Below are 17,857 nucleotides of genomic sequence, written 5' to 3'. Positions count from 1 at the left end.
GTTATTTCTCTTCTAATAATACGATATCGAATGGGGAATCTACAGTAACAGCGCCGTTTTCAACTTTCATCTCTTTACCCGAATAAAAATCTTTCAAATTAGTACCGTCTTCAAATATCGAAGACACTTTAATTGATTTGTTACCTTTAGAAAGGTTAATTCCTGCTATAATTTTATCATCATGTCTTACACGAGAGAAAATCAATCCGTTATCATCAGATATTAATTGATGCTTCCCTGCACCAACCGCTGGGTGTGTTGCTGTAAACTGCCCTAACTTTTGCCAATGGGTTAAAATCTTTTGAGTTTCAGGATTATTTGTTGCTTTATCCCAATCCATTAACGAGCGTAAATTGGCATCTCCTGTGGCGCCATCAACAACAAGCTCTCTGGCAATTTCATCACCATAGTACACTTGTGACGCGCCTGGCGTTAAGAAAAGTAAGGTTGCTGTTTCGTATGGTTTTTCGCGAGTTTTATCAAATGGTTGTCCGTCGTCATGAGATGACATGTAATTGAGTACACTGTACCCTTTTAATTCATTTTGAAGGATATCATCATACTTTTTAAATACGTCATTTGCAGGCATTTGTTTGGCGTTCCATTTAAATTCAAAATTTATTTGACTCGAAAACTTATCGTCGTAAAAGTTCACTTTTTTATCTCCAAAATCGAATAGTTTTCCGCCACTAATCCCGTAGTTATAAATTTCGCCTACCAAATAAAAGTTTGTATCATCTAAAACCTTATCAGGATTATTAGTCTTGTATTGTGCAAATGCATAATCACACTCGGTTTTGAATTCTTGCCACACATAAGGCTCCGTATGTTTTACAGTATCACAACGGTAACCATCAATTCCAAAATCGGTAATGTAATCCGTTAACCATTTCATGATGTAAAAACGCGGCGCACGTGGATGACCTGTGCGCTCAAAAAAGGCATCAAGTTCTTTTACCTCTTGCTCATAGCGCCCTTCGGCTTTCCATTTAGCTACAAGTTGTGGTGGTAATTCTACATTTTCGTTACTATCAGTTCTTATGTCTGGAAGATTTTTAACGAGCGTACACGATGTGGTATTTTCGTAATTTGTGTATTGGCATTGCGGCTCTGTACGCACCCAATCGCTTGGCCAAACAGGGTCTTTTTCGGTGACTGGTCCAGTGTGATTAATTACAGCATCTAATACAACGCGGATACCTTTGCTATGCGCAGCATCCACCAATGCTTTTAAATCTTCTCGCGTTCCTAAATTAGCATCGATAGCCGTCCAGTCTTTTGTCCAATACCCATGAAAGCCATAACTTTTTCCGGTACCTTCATCTGTGCTGCCGTGAATTTGCTCTACAATCGGTGTCATCCAAATGGCATTAATACCCAAGTCTGTAAAATAGCCTTCGTTAATTTTTTGAGTAACACCTTTTAAGTCGCCACCTTTATATCCGCGTAAAACCGCGGCATCATCTTGTCTTCCGTACATTAAATCGTTAGACGTATCAGCGTTATTAAAACGGTCGGTTAACAGAAAATAGATGTTAGCTGCTTCCCAAGGAAACACATTTTCACTTACTGTTTCTGTCTCAGATTTTGCTGTTGAAGTTTCAGATTTATTTGCTTCTGTTTTTGAATTATTGCAACTAAATGCTGTAATGGCAACTATAACCAGGATTAATTTTTTCATCTGTTTACTGTTTAATTTTTAATACAAACGATTCTAAAGGCTTAATATCTATGCGTACTGAAGCCTTTCCGTTTTCGACTTTTAATTTTGAAGCATAATTACCGTACAATTGGTCTTCTACTTCATACAAACCATCAGTTAATTTTAATTTTGAAATTAAATCTTCTGGTAATTGCAAGTCAAAACCATAGGTGTTTTCATCATTAAAATTTGAGACAATAATCAGTTTTTCTTCATCGGACCAACGCACAAAACTCAACACCTTGTCATTATACCACTCAGTATTCTGCCGGTTATACAAATGAATATCGTAATACTCGCCCATTAGCGCTGAGCTATTAATCGTAAAGTTGAGTAGCCTTTTGTAGAAATCTCGTAACTCTAACTCCTCTTTTGTAGATTGTCCGCCGTCAAAATTTTTATCATTTACCCAACGCACTAGACTTGGAACGCTTCCATAATCGAAAATTGAAGTTCGGGTTGGGTCGCCAAAACCTAAATCTTCTGCGCCTGGCTCTCCAAATTCTTGACCAAAATAAACCATCGTAGGCGCTGTTGTTGCTGTTGCAGAAACCACCATAGCAGGCTTTCCTTTTTCAGCATTGCCGGCAAAATCTGGGCTCGCAATACGTTGCTCGTCATGGTTTTCTAAAAAATGAAGCATGTGATGCTCAATATCTGATAAGTCCTCGAAAATTGGTGGAATATTATCTGTCTTTCCATGCCCTTGCATAACGTGTTTCAAAGTGTCATACAATTGAACTTTATCGTACAAATAGTCCATCTTTCCTTTTTTGATATAATCACGATATAAACTTGGATTGTAAACTTCTGCCAATAAAAAGGCATTGGGATTTTTCATTTTAATAGCTGAGTTCATATAACTCCAAAACTCAACGGGCACCATTTCTGCCATATCAAATCGGAAACCATCAACACCTTTAGCGGTCCAATACAACGCAATATCTTTGAATTTTATCCAAGAATGCGGCACATTTTTATTACTCCAAAATTCAAAATGTATTCTGTAGCCTTCATTATCATAACCTTCTGGCAATTCATCAAAATCCTTTTTTCCATCTGGCGAAACACCGTAATTAACCTTCACCGTTTCGTACCAATCGTACATATCTGGCTGTGATGCCCTAGAACCATTACCTGTCCATTTTGCAGGCACTTCTTCAAACTTACCATCTGCCATTGGATGATTTTCACCTCCTAAAGGTTGATACCCATTTTTCCACTCGGGTACTTTAAATGCTTCACCAGGATTGTAATAAAAGTTGTTGTTAACATGATACGCAACGGATGTATCATCTTCAGCTCCGAAATCTGTTGAAGCATCTGGATTTGTAATACTTTTATAGTTTCGTGCAACATGATTAGGAACAATATCTATGATAACCTTAAGTCCCGCTTTGTGTGTTCTTTCAATTAAGGCTTCAAACTCTTGCAAGCGGTTGTTAACATCTACTGCCAAATCTGGATTAACATTGTAATAATCTTTAACGGCATAAGGTGAACCTGCTCGACCTTTTACAATATCTGGGTCGTCGTTAGAAATGCCATATTTAGTGTAATCGGTAATGACATCATGATGCGGCACGCCTGTATACCAAATATGAGTGACGCCTAAATCCTTAATCTCTTTTAATGCCTTTTCGGTAAAATCGTTAAACTTCCCAACGCCATTTTCCTCAATAGTTCCCCATGGCTTGTTTGTAGTGTTTGTATTTCCAAAAAGTCTTGTAAAAACTTGATAAACGACTTCTTTTTTCTTCATATTTGTTTTGATATCTTCAACATTAGTTTTTGTCTGAGATGCCTCTTCAGTTTCATTTTTACAGCTGTAAAAACCTATTAAAACTATAGTAGCTATAATAACTTTTAGTTTTTTCATTCTTGAATTATTTATTCAACTTTATTCTAATTTCTTTTTCTTTCGACGTATCCCAAACAACATCTAATGTTAAGGTTTTGTATTCTGAATTATATTTACCTTCAAGCTTTTTGCCATCAATTTTAATTCGCTTTGGTTGTTTCTGAATATTGTGAACTGTTAGCGAAATCTGTTTTGCTTCTGAATTATAATTGTCTCCTATCTCAGCTTCAAATTCGATGTTTAGCCAAGCCCCTTTTTGCTCAGCTTCAAATTCTAAAAGTTCATACATTCCTTTCTCAATTGCATTTGCTGTTTTTCCATCATCGAAATAAAACTCACGTTCTGATTCTTTTACAGATGCGTCATGATAATACTGAAGTTGAAACGTATTAACATCATAGTCTTCCGTAGATTGCATGGTCTTAGCTAATGGTATAAAAGAACCAGCACGCACATAAGTTGGGATATATGCAGGATGTAACTCTATGGCTTTGGTTTGTCCGCCTTCAATAATTTCATCAGTTTCTATATTAAACCAATTAGCAGTTTTTGGAAAATAAACCTCTTGCGTTTTTAGTCCTGCTTCCAAAACAGGAGACACCAAAATATCTTGTCCCCATAAATAGGTTTTGGAGTATGTGTATAACTCTATATTCTCTGGCTCTTCGAAGAACAGCGGCCGCATTAACGGTGTCCCTTCAATATGATTTAAAGCCATTAAATGATAATTGTAAGGCAATAATCTATAGCGGATTTCTATGGCAAAAGAGGCTAAACGCCTTACTTTTTCGCTTCTGTAAATTGGCTCACTAGGCACATCTTCTTGTGCATGAGGTCTAAAAATTGGTTGAAAAACGCCGTATTGTAACCAACGCGCATATAGCTCGTCGTCTAAGTTTGCTCCTGCAAAACCACCTAAATCGCTGTGCATATAAGCTAGACCTTGTAGTCCCATTTGTAAGGCAATTTCGGGTTGACTTTGCAATCCACCCCAAGTACGATTAACATCGCCAGACCAAGGCACAATGCCGTAGCGTTGTGAACCCGAATATCCCGCACGCATTAAAATGAATGGCCGCTGGTTAGGGAAATCTCTTTTATAACCTTCATAGACCAATCTAGCCCAATCGTGACCATAAATATTATGAACTTCTGCAGCCGAACCCGTATGATGTTGTACCCAGTTTGGATGTGCTTCTGGTTCGCCTAAATCACCCCAAACACCTGAAACACCTTTATCAGCCAAACCTTTATAAATATCCCAAAACCAAGCCTCGCCCTCTGGTTTGTAAATATCGATGATGCCTGTATTGCCAAAGTAAAAATCGTAACGCGCAGGATTACCAATGGAGTCTTTTGCTAAAATATCTTTCTGTACAGCTTCGTCCCATTTTTTGGATGTGGTTAATACAAAAGGCTCTGTAATAGGAATGGTTTTTACGCCTTTAGTTTTAAGTCGCGCTACCATGCCTTCAAAATCTGGGAAGGAATCTCTAAATACTTCCAAATTACCCATTGTGCCTTTTATGTCCTTACCAAACCAATACAAATCTAAGATTATAGCATCTACAGGAATTTTCTCTTCTTTAAACTTGGCTATAGTTGCTTCGACCTCTTTTTGGGAATGATAACCAAATCGGCTTGAAAAATTCCCTAAAGCCCAACGTGGAAGCATGGGCTGCTTACCTGTTAAGTTGGTGTAGTTTTCGATGATGTCGTACCAAGAATTTCCAGCTATGATTTGATAAGTTTTACGTCCAGAAACCGTTTCGTAAGTTAGTGTATTATCCTTTTTGCTGTCTAAATCTAGATAGCCAATTGGTGCGTTATCGAAATGAATCATGTATTGATTAGATGATGCTACAATAGGCATGGTGAAATTCATCAATTTAGATTCGGTTTCGTAGCCGTAATGTGCTCTGTTGAAAAGTGGTAAACGATGTCCTCGACGATTCATACCTAAAGCTCGAGCGCCGCCACCGTACAACACTTCGTCTGGCGTAAGATTAAATTCTATTTTTTCCGTTTCATCGGCGATGATGTTGCCTTTGACCATTTCCATGGGTTGGTGAGCGCTTTTGTAATAACCTCTTTTTTCGGAGATGATTGGTTTACCTTGATAAGAATAGGAAACCTGAAATGGTTCGGTTGTTACATTTACTGAGAGCGATTTACTCGAATATGAAATGACGTTACCAACATACTTGTATTTTGCATCAATATTTTGCGGCTTTAAAACCACAGCATGAGAGTTTAGATTCTGATTTTCTCCACTCGGTATAAATGTCGTTTCAATAATAGTTTGAGAATAGAATCGAAACTGGTATTCGCCATCATTTGTTACCACAGAAAATACATCGTTTTCTTCGTTATGTGATTGGTAAACTCGGTTTGGGTTTTGGGCACTTACAAAGTGGAATAGTAAAAGCGCTAAAAGTGTATATATTGATTTCTTCATAAGAACGATGAGATGCTGAATTAAATTCAGCATGACAAAAAAATTAAATTACTTCCCTAATAGGAATACTAATGGTTGGTTTAAACGTTGATTCCAAGACTGCTCTGAGTGGTTTGTACCTTCAAAAAACAAATTTTTAGAATCGTTATCTGTGTACCCTTTTTCCTTTAAAATCTCATCTACATTTGGCGCATACTTCGGATAATATTGGTCTAAGGTTTTGTTACCATAATCGAAATACAACTTATGCGTTCCTGCTTCTGGTAGATTTTTTTTCATATAATCAAAAATGGCTACAGGATGCGGATTATTTGGTGATGGCATTGCGCCTGGCCAATGCGTTGACAAACACCCAGCACCGCCAAAAACATCTGGATATTCTGATATTGCATACATAGACATTAAGCCGCCCATACTAGAGCCTGCAACAAATGTGTTTTCTTTATCGCTCAGTACAGAAAACTGATTATCTATTACTGGCTTTAGTTCATCAACGAGAAAACTTAAATACTCATCGCCCTTAAAATTGACATTAAAGTTACTTTCCTTTGCTATAGTTATTAATGAATCTCTAACCTTAGTTGGCATAAAATTCATAGCTTTTTCTGGGTATAAATCTTGCCAACGTATTTGCGGAATGTTGTGAACACCTACTACAATAAAATCTTTAACTTCGCCACTATTCATCAATTTTGTTGCCCATTCGTCTACCATCCATTCTTGCTTGTTCCAAGTGGTGGTGGCATCAAATAAATTTTGCCCATCGTGCATATAAAGCACGGCATATTTTTTATCCGCAGTATAGTTTTCTGGCAACCAAACGTCAACTGGCCTTGGCTTTATATTTTCTGAAGGAAATGCTTCAACACGAAGTAAAGTACCGCCAGCTAAAACTGCGTTTTCGAGTTTTTTAAATTCTAAGCTTTCTTGTGCATTAACACTTATCGCAAAAAATAGAAACGTAAAAATGTAGATGATGTATTTCATATTTTGTTCTAAATTATGTGATGCTGAAACAACACTTCGACTGCGCTCAGTGTGACAGTTTAGCATGACGCTTTAATTTTTAATTCATTTTAGTGGTTAAAAGCGTTACGCCTTTTTGCTTTAGCTCCAAAACATCTCCCCAAAGTTGAGACTCTCCTGTTATTACATTTGTAAGCGTTTTTCCTTTTAATCCCATTTCAGATTGGTAATTAAGGTCTATCGTAATTGGCTTTTCGTTTTTATTTAGGATTAAAACAACGGTCTCATCGCCTAGAGTTCTATACAAAAAGTATGTTCCTACAAAAGGTGCAAAATGAACGGTTTTACCATCATGAATGGCTTTACTATTTTTTCTAAAATTGAATAATTTGGTAATAAACGCTTGCATATCCTTTTGGTCCTCCGTTAAACCTTCGCCAGTAAATGCATTTACCGTATCGCCTTGCCAACCACCAGGAAAATCAGTACGAATTAAACCGTGGTCTCCCGGAATTTCAAAATCATCCATTAAGATTTCTGTTCCGTAGTACATTTGAATGATACGCGGCATAACAGCATACGTTGCCATAGCCATTTTTGTATTGGTTACGTCGCCATCCATTTGTGTAAAAATGCGACTCATATCATGATTGCCTTCAAAAATCATAATGTCTTTTGGATTGGCATAATGAAAGTCATTAGCTAGGCCTTCGTAGATTTTAACCAAACCTTTATCCCAAGATTCTTCTTCTTTAATGGCATCAACCACTTTTTGCTGCATAGCAAAATCCATAGTAGATTTGAGGTTAGAATCGTAACCATCGTTATTTTTTGCGCCTTCTTGCCAATAGCCAATAAGTAACGGATTATAGCTCCATTCTTCACCAACAATAGAAAAATTAGGATATTCTGTCATAATCGCGCCAGCCCAATCACTCATAAACTGTTTGTCTGGGTAAGGATACGTGTCTTGACGGATGCCTCCTAACTGAGCGGTCTCAATCCACCAAATACTATTTTGAATAATGTATCTTGCCATAAACGGATTACGCTGATTCAAGTCTGGCATGGTTGCCACAAACCAACCTTGGTTATTTCCTTTTCTATCCGCTTCGGAGGCATAAATATCTTGATTAGTTGTACGCCTGTGGTTGGAATATGTTGTGAAGGAATTTCCCCAGTTTTCTCTATTTTCTTCAAAATTTTGTTGAAGATTTAGCCAGTCTTTAAAAGGTAAATCTTTCATCCACCAATGGTACAAGCCGCAATGGTTTGCCACTTGGTCCATAATGAGTTTCATGCCATTTTCTTGTAGTTTTTTAGATAATAGCTGATACTCTTCATTGGTTCCAAAACGCGGATCTATTTGGTATAAATCTGTGATGGCATACCCATGATAAGACCCTTCTTGCATATCATTAGTTAATAGTGGCTGAGGCCAAACAGCTGTAAAACCAAGATTTTTAATGTAATCTATATGCTGAATAACTCCTGAAATATCGCCGCCATGTCTAGCATAACTATTTGTTCTATCAACGGTACGCTCTAAAAGTTCTGGCTGTCCTTCGATACCTGAAGGTGAATCGTTAGCCACATTGCCATTTGCAAAACGGTCTGGTGTAATTAGGTAAATAGCATCACTGCTATTAAAACCTACATAATCCTCAGATGGCCTTAATCGTTCTTTTAACTCGTATGTTGCTAATAAGGTTTCAGCATTTTCGTTTTCAAATTTTATATTGAATTTCCCCGAATTTGCTTTTGAAATATCTAAATCAATAAACAAATAGTTATTGCTATTATCGCCTTTCGAAACTTTTTCTACGGTTACACCTTCGTAAGAAATACTTGGTGAAAAATCAGCAATATTATCGTGATGAATCATTAACTGTAGACTATCACTTTTAAAACCAACCCACCAATGTGGCGGCTCTACACGTTCTATATCGTTTTGGTCTACAACTTCAGTTTGGTTTTCAATAGTTTCTTCGGTCTTGTTTTTCTTACATGACACACATACTAACAGCGACAAAAACATTATGATTAGAAAGTGAGAATTAGATGATTTCATATGAAGTTGTATTAAAAAAGCCTCACAAGAATTTCTTGTAAGGCTTATAATTATTTACACTGTAACTAAGCTATTAGCTGTAATTGTAATTGGTTTTCCGTTTACCAATATATTAAGGTCATGGTCACCTTCTAACTCAAAGTGGGTATGTCCTTTACAAGCATTAACTCTAAGTATTTGGTTTCTAAAATTCACTTTAAAGGAATACGCTTCCCATTGCTCAGGAATTTTAGGCTCAAAAGACAAGGTATCATTTATAATACGCATACCACCAAAACCTTCAACAATACTCATCCAAGTTCCTGCCATAGACGTAATGTGCAATCCTTCTTCTACTTCGTGATTGTAATCGTCTAAATCTAAGCGAGACGTTCTTAAATAAAACTCATATGCTTGGTCCATACGCCCAAGTTTAGCTGCTTGAATACTATGTACACAAGGTGATAACGAACTTTCGTGAAGTGTAAATGGTTCGTAAAAATCAAAATGACGCTCTAATTCTTCATCTGTAAAATGGTTTTCGAAGAAATAAAATCCTTGAAGTGTATCCGCTTGCTTTATATATGGTGAACGTAGAATTCTATCCCATGACCATTTTTGATTAATTGGTCTTTCTGATTTTGGTAAATCTGCTACAGTTATTAATTCTTTATCTAAAAATCCATCTTGCTGTAAGTAGATATTTCGTTCTTCATCATAAGGAAAATACATATTGCCAGCAACGGCTTTCCATTTTGACAATTCGTCTTCAGACAAATTAACTTTTGCCATGATTCGGTTATAATCTGAAGCGCATTCAGACTTCACCTTTTCAATATTTTCTATCGCATAATCAATACACCATTTTGCGATATAGTTAGTGTACCAATTGTTATTAATATTATTCTCGTATTCATTTGGTCCTGTAACACCAAGAATAACATACTTATTCTTTGCGGTAGAAAAATTAGCACGTTGCTGCCAAAAACGAGCAATTCCTATAAGCACCTCAAGACCTTTTTCAGGAATATAACTATAATCACCTGTATATCTGTGATAATTAAAAATAGCAAATGCAATGGCGCCGTTTCGGTGTATTTCTTCAAACGTAATTTCCCACTCGTTGTGGCATTCTTCACCATTCATAGTTACCATTGGATATAGCGCTGCTCCGTTAGTGAAACCTAGCTTTTCGGCATTTTCTATAGCTCTATCTAAGTGTTTGTAACGGTATTCTAACAAACTTTTGGCAACACTCTGATCTTTGGTTGCCATATAAAACGGAATACAATAGGCTTCTGTATCCCAATAGGTGCTTCCGCCATATTTTTCGCCAGTAAATCCTTTAGGTCCGATGTTTAATCGCGCATCTTTTCCTAGATAAGTCTGATTTAATTGAAAGATATTAAAACGAATACCTTGCTGTGCTGCAACATCGCCATCGATAGTAATATCGGACATATTCCAGATTTCTGCCCAAGCCTGTTTTTGATTATCTAAAAGCGTGTTGAACCCTAATTCTGAAACATGATTAAGCGTCTTTTTTGCAACGTCTACTAATTGGTTTCTATCGTGATTTCTATCTGAATTGTATCCACCATATTTTGTAATGGTAAAGGTTTGATTTGCCGAAACATTTTGACTGTAAGCGAAAGAAATCATGTCTTTGTAGGCATCTACTTCTGGAGCAGTATTGATAGTCTTACCATTTAAGGCTAATTCGGCTTGCATATAGGTACAGACGTAGAAATCTGTCTTCATGGTACGAGACACGATAAACGCTTGATTGTCTTCAAAATCTACACTTAGCACATCCCAAAACTTATCGTCCCAGTTAGAATCTTCATTGGTGATGCCATTATCTAGGTATGGTGCATATTCTATCTTTACATCTGCATTTAAGGGTGTAACGTTGTATTCTATTGCACCAATTTCGTCGATATCTAAACTTAGGAATCGTCTTGTTTCGACTTTAACTGTAATATCGTTCTGAAGTGTCGCCGTAAAGCTTCGAGATAACCAACCTTCTTTCATGTTGAGCTCCCTTCTAAAATTTTCTACGGATTTACAGGTTGCTAAATCTAAACGCTTGTCGTTAATGTGTACATTAATTCCAATCCAATTAGGAGCGTTGAGTACTTTTGCAAAATATTCTGGATATCCGTTTTTCCACCAACCTACACGTGTTTTATCTGGATAATAAACACCTGCAACGTAACTTCCTTGAAAGGTTTCACCTGAGTAATATTCCTCGAAGTTAGCACGCTGACCCATCGCTCCGTTCCCTAAACTCATTAGGCTTTCCGATGATTTTACTCGGCTTGCATCCCATCCTTCTTCGATGATAGACCAAGGATTCGCTTTTATATAATTATTATTCATTGTCTTAATTGTAATATCAGTGATGAACTGATTTAATTGATTTTTTTAGTCACTTTATCAGAAACAATAGCCTCTATAAACTCTTCAGACATTTCTGTAAAATCTTTAAATACATAATCTGCTTCGTGCAGAACGTCTTTTTCTCCAATACCAATAGATATCATATCGGCCTTATTTGCAGCTTGAATACCAGCAACTGAATCTTCGAAAACCACACAATCCTCTGGTCTCATATTCAATAGTTTTGCTCCTATGAGAAAAACTTCTGGGTCTGGTTTGGCTTTAGATACGTCATTACCATCTACAATAGCATTAAATTTATCTAGGAGATTAACTTTCTCTAAAATTGGTCTAGCATTTTTACTAGCAGAACCCAATGCAACACCCTGATTTTTTTCAGATAAGAATTCTAATACACGATTGACATCTGGAAGAATTTCTGAAGCGTCCATCTTATTGATGTATCCCAGATACTCTTCGTTCTTTTTTGCCATTAGTCTTGTAAACTCTTCTTCGCTTAGGGTTTTTCCGCCCCATTCTAATATTTTTTCGAGAGAGCGAACACGGCTTACGCCTTTAAGTTGTTCGTTTTCTTCATGAGTAAAATCTATACCTAGTCCATTAGCAAGTTTTCGCCATGCGAGGAAATGGTATTTAGCTGTGTCTACAATAACACCGTCTAGGTCAAATATGAATCCTTTTTTATTCATTTTTAAGCTTCTGTTGGCTGATATGATATCGCCGATTTGTTAGTAATTAAGAAATTACATAAGCCAGCAATAATTAAACTAATTCCTGCGACAGTCATGGCATTAATAGCTTCTTCACCTAATAGACCGGAAACAAAATTTACGCCGCCAAGAGCTGCGATAATTTGTGGAATTACAATAAACATATTGAATAATCCCATAAACATTCCCATTTTTTTCTCATCTACCGAACTTGATAACATGGCGTAAGGCATAGATAGAATACTTCCCCAAGAAATTCCTATTAAAATAAAACAGTATTTCAGTTGTTCTGGCGAAACGTATTTCATCATTAAAAAGCCAACACCACCAATGGCGAGTGCAATCATGTGTGTATACTTTCTATTCAATCTTCTTTTCGAAGTGTAAACCACTAAAATCAATGCGAATGCCATTGAAGATAATCCGTAAACACCCATTGCAGAACCTACTAAATTTGATGATTTTTGGAATGCAGTATTCTGGATATTAAAAGCCTCTTTATCCTCTGAAATTTCCATATTAAAATCTGATTGTACTGGCGCAGGTGTTTTAAAGATATGCTCTGTCAACGATGGATTTGCCAAACTCCACATTGTGAAAAAGGCGAACCAACTAAAAAATTGAATCACTCCAAGTTTTTTCATTGTGGTTGGCATATTGCCAATATTATTTATAATGTCTGAGACGAAACTGCTTTTCTGCTTGCGTTCTCTTTCAAAGGCTTCCATATCTTCTGGAGGATATTCCGAAGTTGTAAAGACTGTGTAAAGAATACTGATTAAAAAGACAAAAGCACCAATAGCAAAAGCAACTTTTACAGAATTTGGCACAACACCTAAATCTGCAGAATCACTAACACCGAGTTGCGAAACCAACCAAGGTAAGTTACTCGCTACCCAAGTACCGATGCCAATAATTAGAGTTTGCACTACAAAACCATAAGTACGCTGCGCTTCGTTCAACTTATCAGCTACTAAAGCCCTAAACGGCTCCATTGAAATATTAATGGAAGCATCAAGAATCCAAAGAAAACCTGCGGCCATCCAAAGTGCTGGAGAATACGGCACGAAAAATAATGCTAATGAACTAAGAATTGCACCAATTAAAAAATAAGGCCGTCTTCGTCCCCATTTTCTGTGCCAAGTACGGTCGCTTAAATAACCTATAATTGGCTGTACAATTAAACCCGTTAAAGGTGCCGCAATCCATAGTAATGGGATATCTTCCTTACTAGCATCAAGGGTTTGAAATATTCGAGACATAAAGCCGCCTTGAAGGGCAAAGCCAAATTGAATTCCTAAGAAACCGAAACTCATGTTCCAAATTTCCCAGAAACCTAGCATACGCTTTTTCATTAATAGCATGTTTAAATTAATACTATTCTGATAAGCTTATCTTATCAAAACTTTTCGTTTGAGAAGTGAAAATATTAGTTTTGATATGGTTACAAAGGTAGTAAAGAATATGAAACAGCCAAATAAGTTAACATTACTTCGTCGATTCACGCTCAATAAGTTCTGAGGCTATAATCTGTGTTTGGTAGTTTTCATAATCATCATCATTTTCTAATCGGTCAATTAACAACGTAGCCGCTTTTTCACCCATTAATTGTGCATGCTGACTTACTGTAGAAAGACTTGGGGTAGAATGCTTAGATAAAACACCATCTGTAAAACCAACTACCTGTATATCGTTAGGAACATTAAAACCTAACCTGCTTGCTACTCGCATTGCAGTAAGTGCATATAATTCGTTAACAGCAAAAATACCATCAATAGTTTTGTTAGCCTTAAACAGCTGTTGAATCTCTTTTTCTAACGCATCAAGATTAACTTCGTAGTCTATATTGTCGTCTAATTTTAGAATTAACTCTGATTTTAATTCTAAATTATGATTTTTAAGAGATTCTATATACCCTTGTGTTCTTAATCTTCCAACGCTTACATAATCTTTAGTTGTTATTAACGCTACGTTGTTGCAACCGTTATTTACAAGCTTATCAACGGCGTTTTTCGCGCCTTCAAAATCATCAACAATTACCTTATCGCACTGAATTTCATTCACCACTCTATCAAACATAACAATAGGCATTCCTTGATTGATTGTTTCATTAAAATGATGGTAATCTTGTTGACGTAATGTTTCTTTAGAGAGTGAGATTATAAAGCCGTCTATACTTCCGTTAGCCAACATTTCCATATTAATAACCTCTTTAGCAAAAGACTCATTAGATAAACCTACAATTACGTTATAGCCACGTTGATTTGCCACAAGTTCTACACCTCGGATAACTTTAGAAAAGAAATGATGCACAATTTCGGGTATAATTATACCTATAGTATTTGTTTTGCGGTTTTTAAGACTTAAAGCAATGTTATTTGGTCTGTAGTTGTAGAGCTTGGCAAAAGCTTGGACCTTTTGCTTGGTATCCTCGCTAATTTCAACACTATTACGTAATGCTTTAGAAACAGTAGATATAGAAACATCTAATTCTTTAGCTATTTGTTTAAGCGTAATTTTTCTTTTCATTAAGTTAACTTTTAGATTTCAAATTTACGAAATCAGCCTTTCTATTTCCATTTTATAAATGTAGACCTGATAATTTAACATATTCGCTATTGTGAAATTCTTATTTTTTTCTGAAATTATGCATCAAGTTTCTTTTATCAAAAAGTTTTTAACACGAAAACGTTTTCGTGATGCTTGTCATGTTTTTTAACACAATCGACGCTCTAAATTTACATAAATTTAACCCGAGAAGTGAAAATATGGTTAAATAAACTAAAGCAATTAACTTAAAAATAATTTATGAAAACATTTTTAAATGCCATTTTGTTTTGTGTTCTTTTGGTACCTGCAACTCTGTTTGCACAATCCACTGTATCAGGAACTGTAACAGATGGTTCTAACTCAATGCCATTACCTGGAGTAAATGTCATTATTAAAGGAACTACCACTGGAACGTCGACAGATTTCGATGGTAAGTATAGCCTAAGTGTAAATAACGGCGATACTTTAGTATTTTCTTTCGTTGGTTTCGTTAATCAAGAAATAGTTTACAATGGACAATCTAAAATTGACGTGGTGTTACAAGAGGACGCTGCACAACTAGATGAAATTGTATTAATAGGTTATGGTTCTACTACCAAGCAAGATGCTACTGGAGCCGTAGACAAAGTTTCTGACGAAGACTTTAACCGTGGAGCAATTGTGGCTCCAGAACAATTATTAGCTGGTAAATCTGCAGGTGTTAGGATTACAAATAACGGTGGTGCCGCAGGTGAAGGTTCTCAAATTCAAATCCGTGGTATATCGTCTTTATCGGCTAATCAATCTCCACTAATTGTCGTCGATGGATTACCTTTAGACCAAAGAGGTGTTCAAGGTGTAAGAAACGCATTGAATGCTATTAACCCAGCAGATATTGAAGATTTTGTGGTTCTTAAAGACGCATCTGCTACAGCTATTTATGGATCTAGAGCCTCTAACGGTGTAATTTTAATTACAACCAAAAAGGGTAAGACAAATTCTCCATTAGAAATCGAGTATGATTTAAAAGCTTCTGTACAAGAGGTCACCAACACAGTAGACGTTTTAAGTGCTGATCAGTACAGAAACTTAGCTAACATCTCACCCGCTTTTGATACTTCTTTGACAGGCAATGCTAATACCGACTGGCAAGATGAAATTTATCAAAGAGCTACAGGAGCAATACACAATGTTACTGCCTCTAAGGGTTACGAAAACTTTAATTTTAGAGTTAATCTTAACCACGTATCTCAACAAGGTACACTTAGAACGGATTTATACGAAAGAAATGCTTTAAATACTGCATTTGTACAGCGCCTATTAGATAATGATTTAAAATTAACATTAACTGCAAAAGGTATTATTGATGAGTATTCTTATGCAGATACAGGTGCCATCGGGGCTGCTGTAGCCTTTGATCCAACGCAACCGATTTTTGATCAAAATGGTAATTTCACGGAATTAGGAGACAACTTGGCTCCTAGAAATCCTCTATCTCTATTAGAAGATAATCAAAATAATAACCGCTCGAAGCGTTTAATATCAAACTTCAACATCGATTATAAATTTTGGTTTTTAAAAGATTTACGTTTTAACTTAAATGCTGGTATTGATTACGCAGAGAATGACGGAAAACAATTTAATATAGCTAATCCTAATAATCCTAACGCTTTTGCTTTTCAAAATTTCTATTCTGGATTAAACAGAAATACGTCACTTGACTTTTATTTTAACTATAAGAAAGATGTTGAGTCGATAAATACTGTGGTAGACCTTACAGCTGGACATGCTTATCAAGAGTTTTACATTAGTTCTAATCAAACCTTAACTGGTGCTGGTGGTGCTTTAATTACTAATCCAGAAATAATTAATAGAAACGGCTTAGAATCTTATTTTGCAAGAGCTAGTTTTGATCACGATGATAAATACTTATTATCTTTAAGTTACAGAGCGGATATTTCTTCTCGCTTCTCTCCGGATAATCGTACAGGTTATTTCCCTGGAGCATCATTTGGTTGGAAAATCAGCAACGAAGACTTTATGAAAGACTCATTTATTTCTAACTTAAAACTTAGAGGTGGTTGGGGTGTAACCGGTAACCAAGAAGTAGGTAATAACTACGCATACTTGGGTGTTTATACGCCTGCTATTAATGACCAAGTAAGCTTCTTCAACAACGGGCAGTTTATTCCTACATTACGTCCAAATGGATTCGATGAAAATTTAAAATGGGAAGAAACTACAAACTACAACCTCGCTTTAGATTTTGGATTATTCAATGACCGATTAACAGGTTCAGTAGATGCTTATTATAATGAAACAAAGGACTTATTATCTTTTGTACCAGTACCTGCTGGCTCAAACCTTACCGACCAAATTCTTACAAATGTTGGTGAATTAACAAGTAGAGGTATAGAATTAAATTTGAATGGTAAAATTATTCAATCAGACAATTTAAATTGGGATACTAACTTCAATATAACATTCCAAGACGTAGAGGTTGAAAATCTAAGTTTAACTGATAATCCAGATTTTTCTATACCAACTGGAGGTATTTCTGGTGGTACAGGAAATACTATTCAAATTTTAAGACCAGGTTTTGATCCATCTACATTTTTTGTTTTCAGGCAAGTATACGACACCGATGGAAACCCTATAGAAGGTGCTTATGTTGATGTTAATGGAGATAACCAAATCACTACTGCAGACAGACAAGCTTATAAAAAAGCGACTCCAGATGCGTTTATTGGTTTCACCAATAATTTTAGTTATAAGGCTTTTGATTTAAGCTTTACTTTTAGAGGAAGTTTTGGAAACTATGTATATAATAACGTAGCTTCTAGTAATGGCGCTCTTGCGACTGCCATAAATGCACCAGGAGCCTTTCAACCAAATGTTAATGCAAGCTATTTATACACAGGGTTTGCGAATCAGCAATTATTCTCTGATTACTACGTAAGACGTGCTGATTTTGTTAGGTTAGACAACCTTTCTTTGGGATACCAATTACCATTCGAAAATCTTAAAGTTAGAGCATCTCTTACGGGAACAAACCTTTTTGTGATTACAGATTATGATGGATTAGACCCGGAAATTGCTAACGGTATCGATAACAACTTTTATCCAAGAGCAAGAAGTGTTGTGTTTGGATTAAACCTTACATTCTAAAAAAAATGAA

At 36.1% G+C, this 17,857-nt stretch carries 10 protein-coding genes; 1 reads left to right on the top strand and 9 read right to left on the bottom strand.

Annotation, left to right across the window (positions count from 1 at the left end; all coding sequences use genetic code 11):
- Nucleotide 1: 1 nt before the first annotated feature.
- The 9 genes from DFQ05_RS11890 to DFQ05_RS11850 form a co-directional block, all read right to left on the bottom strand.
- On the bottom strand, nucleotides 2-1,681 hold the full coding sequence (locus DFQ05_RS11890; RefSeq protein WP_132705628.1) for an alpha-amylase family glycosyl hydrolase: 1,680 nt from the start codon (nucleotides 1,679-1,681) through the stop codon (nucleotides 2-4).
- 4 nt (nucleotides 1,682-1,685) lie between these two features.
- A complete protein-coding gene (locus tag DFQ05_RS11885; protein WP_132705627.1) occupies nucleotides 1,686-3,581 on the bottom strand; it encodes an alpha-amylase family glycosyl hydrolase in 1,896 nt (631 codons plus the stop codon).
- Nucleotides 3,582-3,588: 7 nt separating this feature from the next.
- Nucleotides 3,589-6,021 (bottom strand): TIM-barrel domain-containing protein, encoded by a 2,433-nt coding sequence (locus DFQ05_RS11880; RefSeq protein WP_132705713.1) that lies wholly within the window; start codon nucleotides 6,019-6,021, stop codon nucleotides 3,589-3,591.
- A 48-nt stretch (nucleotides 6,022-6,069) separates the two neighbouring features.
- Nucleotides 6,070-7,008 carry an alpha/beta hydrolase gene (locus DFQ05_RS11875; protein ID WP_132705712.1) on the bottom strand — a complete coding sequence of 313 codons (939 nt, stop codon included), beginning with the start codon at nucleotides 7,006-7,008 and terminating at the stop codon, nucleotides 6,070-6,072.
- A 79-nt stretch (nucleotides 7,009-7,087) separates the two neighbouring features.
- Complete coding sequence (locus DFQ05_RS11870; RefSeq protein WP_132705626.1) at nucleotides 7,088-9,058, bottom strand: glycoside hydrolase family 13 protein; 1,971 nt, start codon at nucleotides 9,056-9,058, stop codon at nucleotides 7,088-7,090.
- Nucleotides 9,059-9,112: 54 nt separating this feature from the next.
- Nucleotides 9,113-11,419 carry a glycoside hydrolase family 65 protein gene (locus tag DFQ05_RS11865; RefSeq protein WP_132705625.1) on the bottom strand — a complete coding sequence of 769 codons (2,307 nt, stop codon included), beginning with the start codon at nucleotides 11,417-11,419 and terminating at the stop codon, nucleotides 9,113-9,115.
- A 32-nt stretch (nucleotides 11,420-11,451) separates the two neighbouring features.
- Nucleotides 11,452-12,129 (bottom strand): beta-phosphoglucomutase, encoded by a 678-nt coding sequence (gene pgmB / locus DFQ05_RS11860; protein ID WP_132705624.1) that lies wholly within the window; start codon nucleotides 12,127-12,129, stop codon nucleotides 11,452-11,454.
- Nucleotides 12,130-12,131: 2 nt separating this feature from the next.
- Nucleotides 12,132-13,505, bottom strand: coding sequence for an MFS transporter (locus DFQ05_RS11855; RefSeq protein ID WP_132705623.1), 1,374 nt, complete (start codon nucleotides 13,503-13,505; stop codon nucleotides 12,132-12,134).
- 133 nt (nucleotides 13,506-13,638) lie between these two features.
- Complete coding sequence (locus DFQ05_RS11850) at nucleotides 13,639-14,679, bottom strand: LacI family DNA-binding transcriptional regulator (RefSeq protein ID WP_132705622.1); 1,041 nt, start codon at nucleotides 14,677-14,679, stop codon at nucleotides 13,639-13,641.
- Between the two features lie 279 nt (nucleotides 14,680-14,958).
- Here DFQ05_RS11850 and DFQ05_RS11845 point away from each other — a divergent pair, with 279 nt between their 5' ends.
- On the top strand, nucleotides 14,959-17,847 hold the full coding sequence (locus tag DFQ05_RS11845; protein WP_132705621.1) for a SusC/RagA family TonB-linked outer membrane protein: 2,889 nt from the start codon (nucleotides 14,959-14,961) through the stop codon (nucleotides 17,845-17,847).
- Nucleotides 17,848-17,857 lie beyond the last annotated feature (10 nt).

Origin of the sequence: Winogradskyella wandonensis (genome assembly GCF_004346845.1) — a bacterium.
In the GTDB taxonomy this organism is placed as follows: domain Bacteria; phylum Bacteroidota; class Bacteroidia; order Flavobacteriales; family Flavobacteriaceae; genus Winogradskyella; species Winogradskyella wandonensis.
This window is presented reverse-complemented; position numbering and strand designations above follow the sequence as displayed.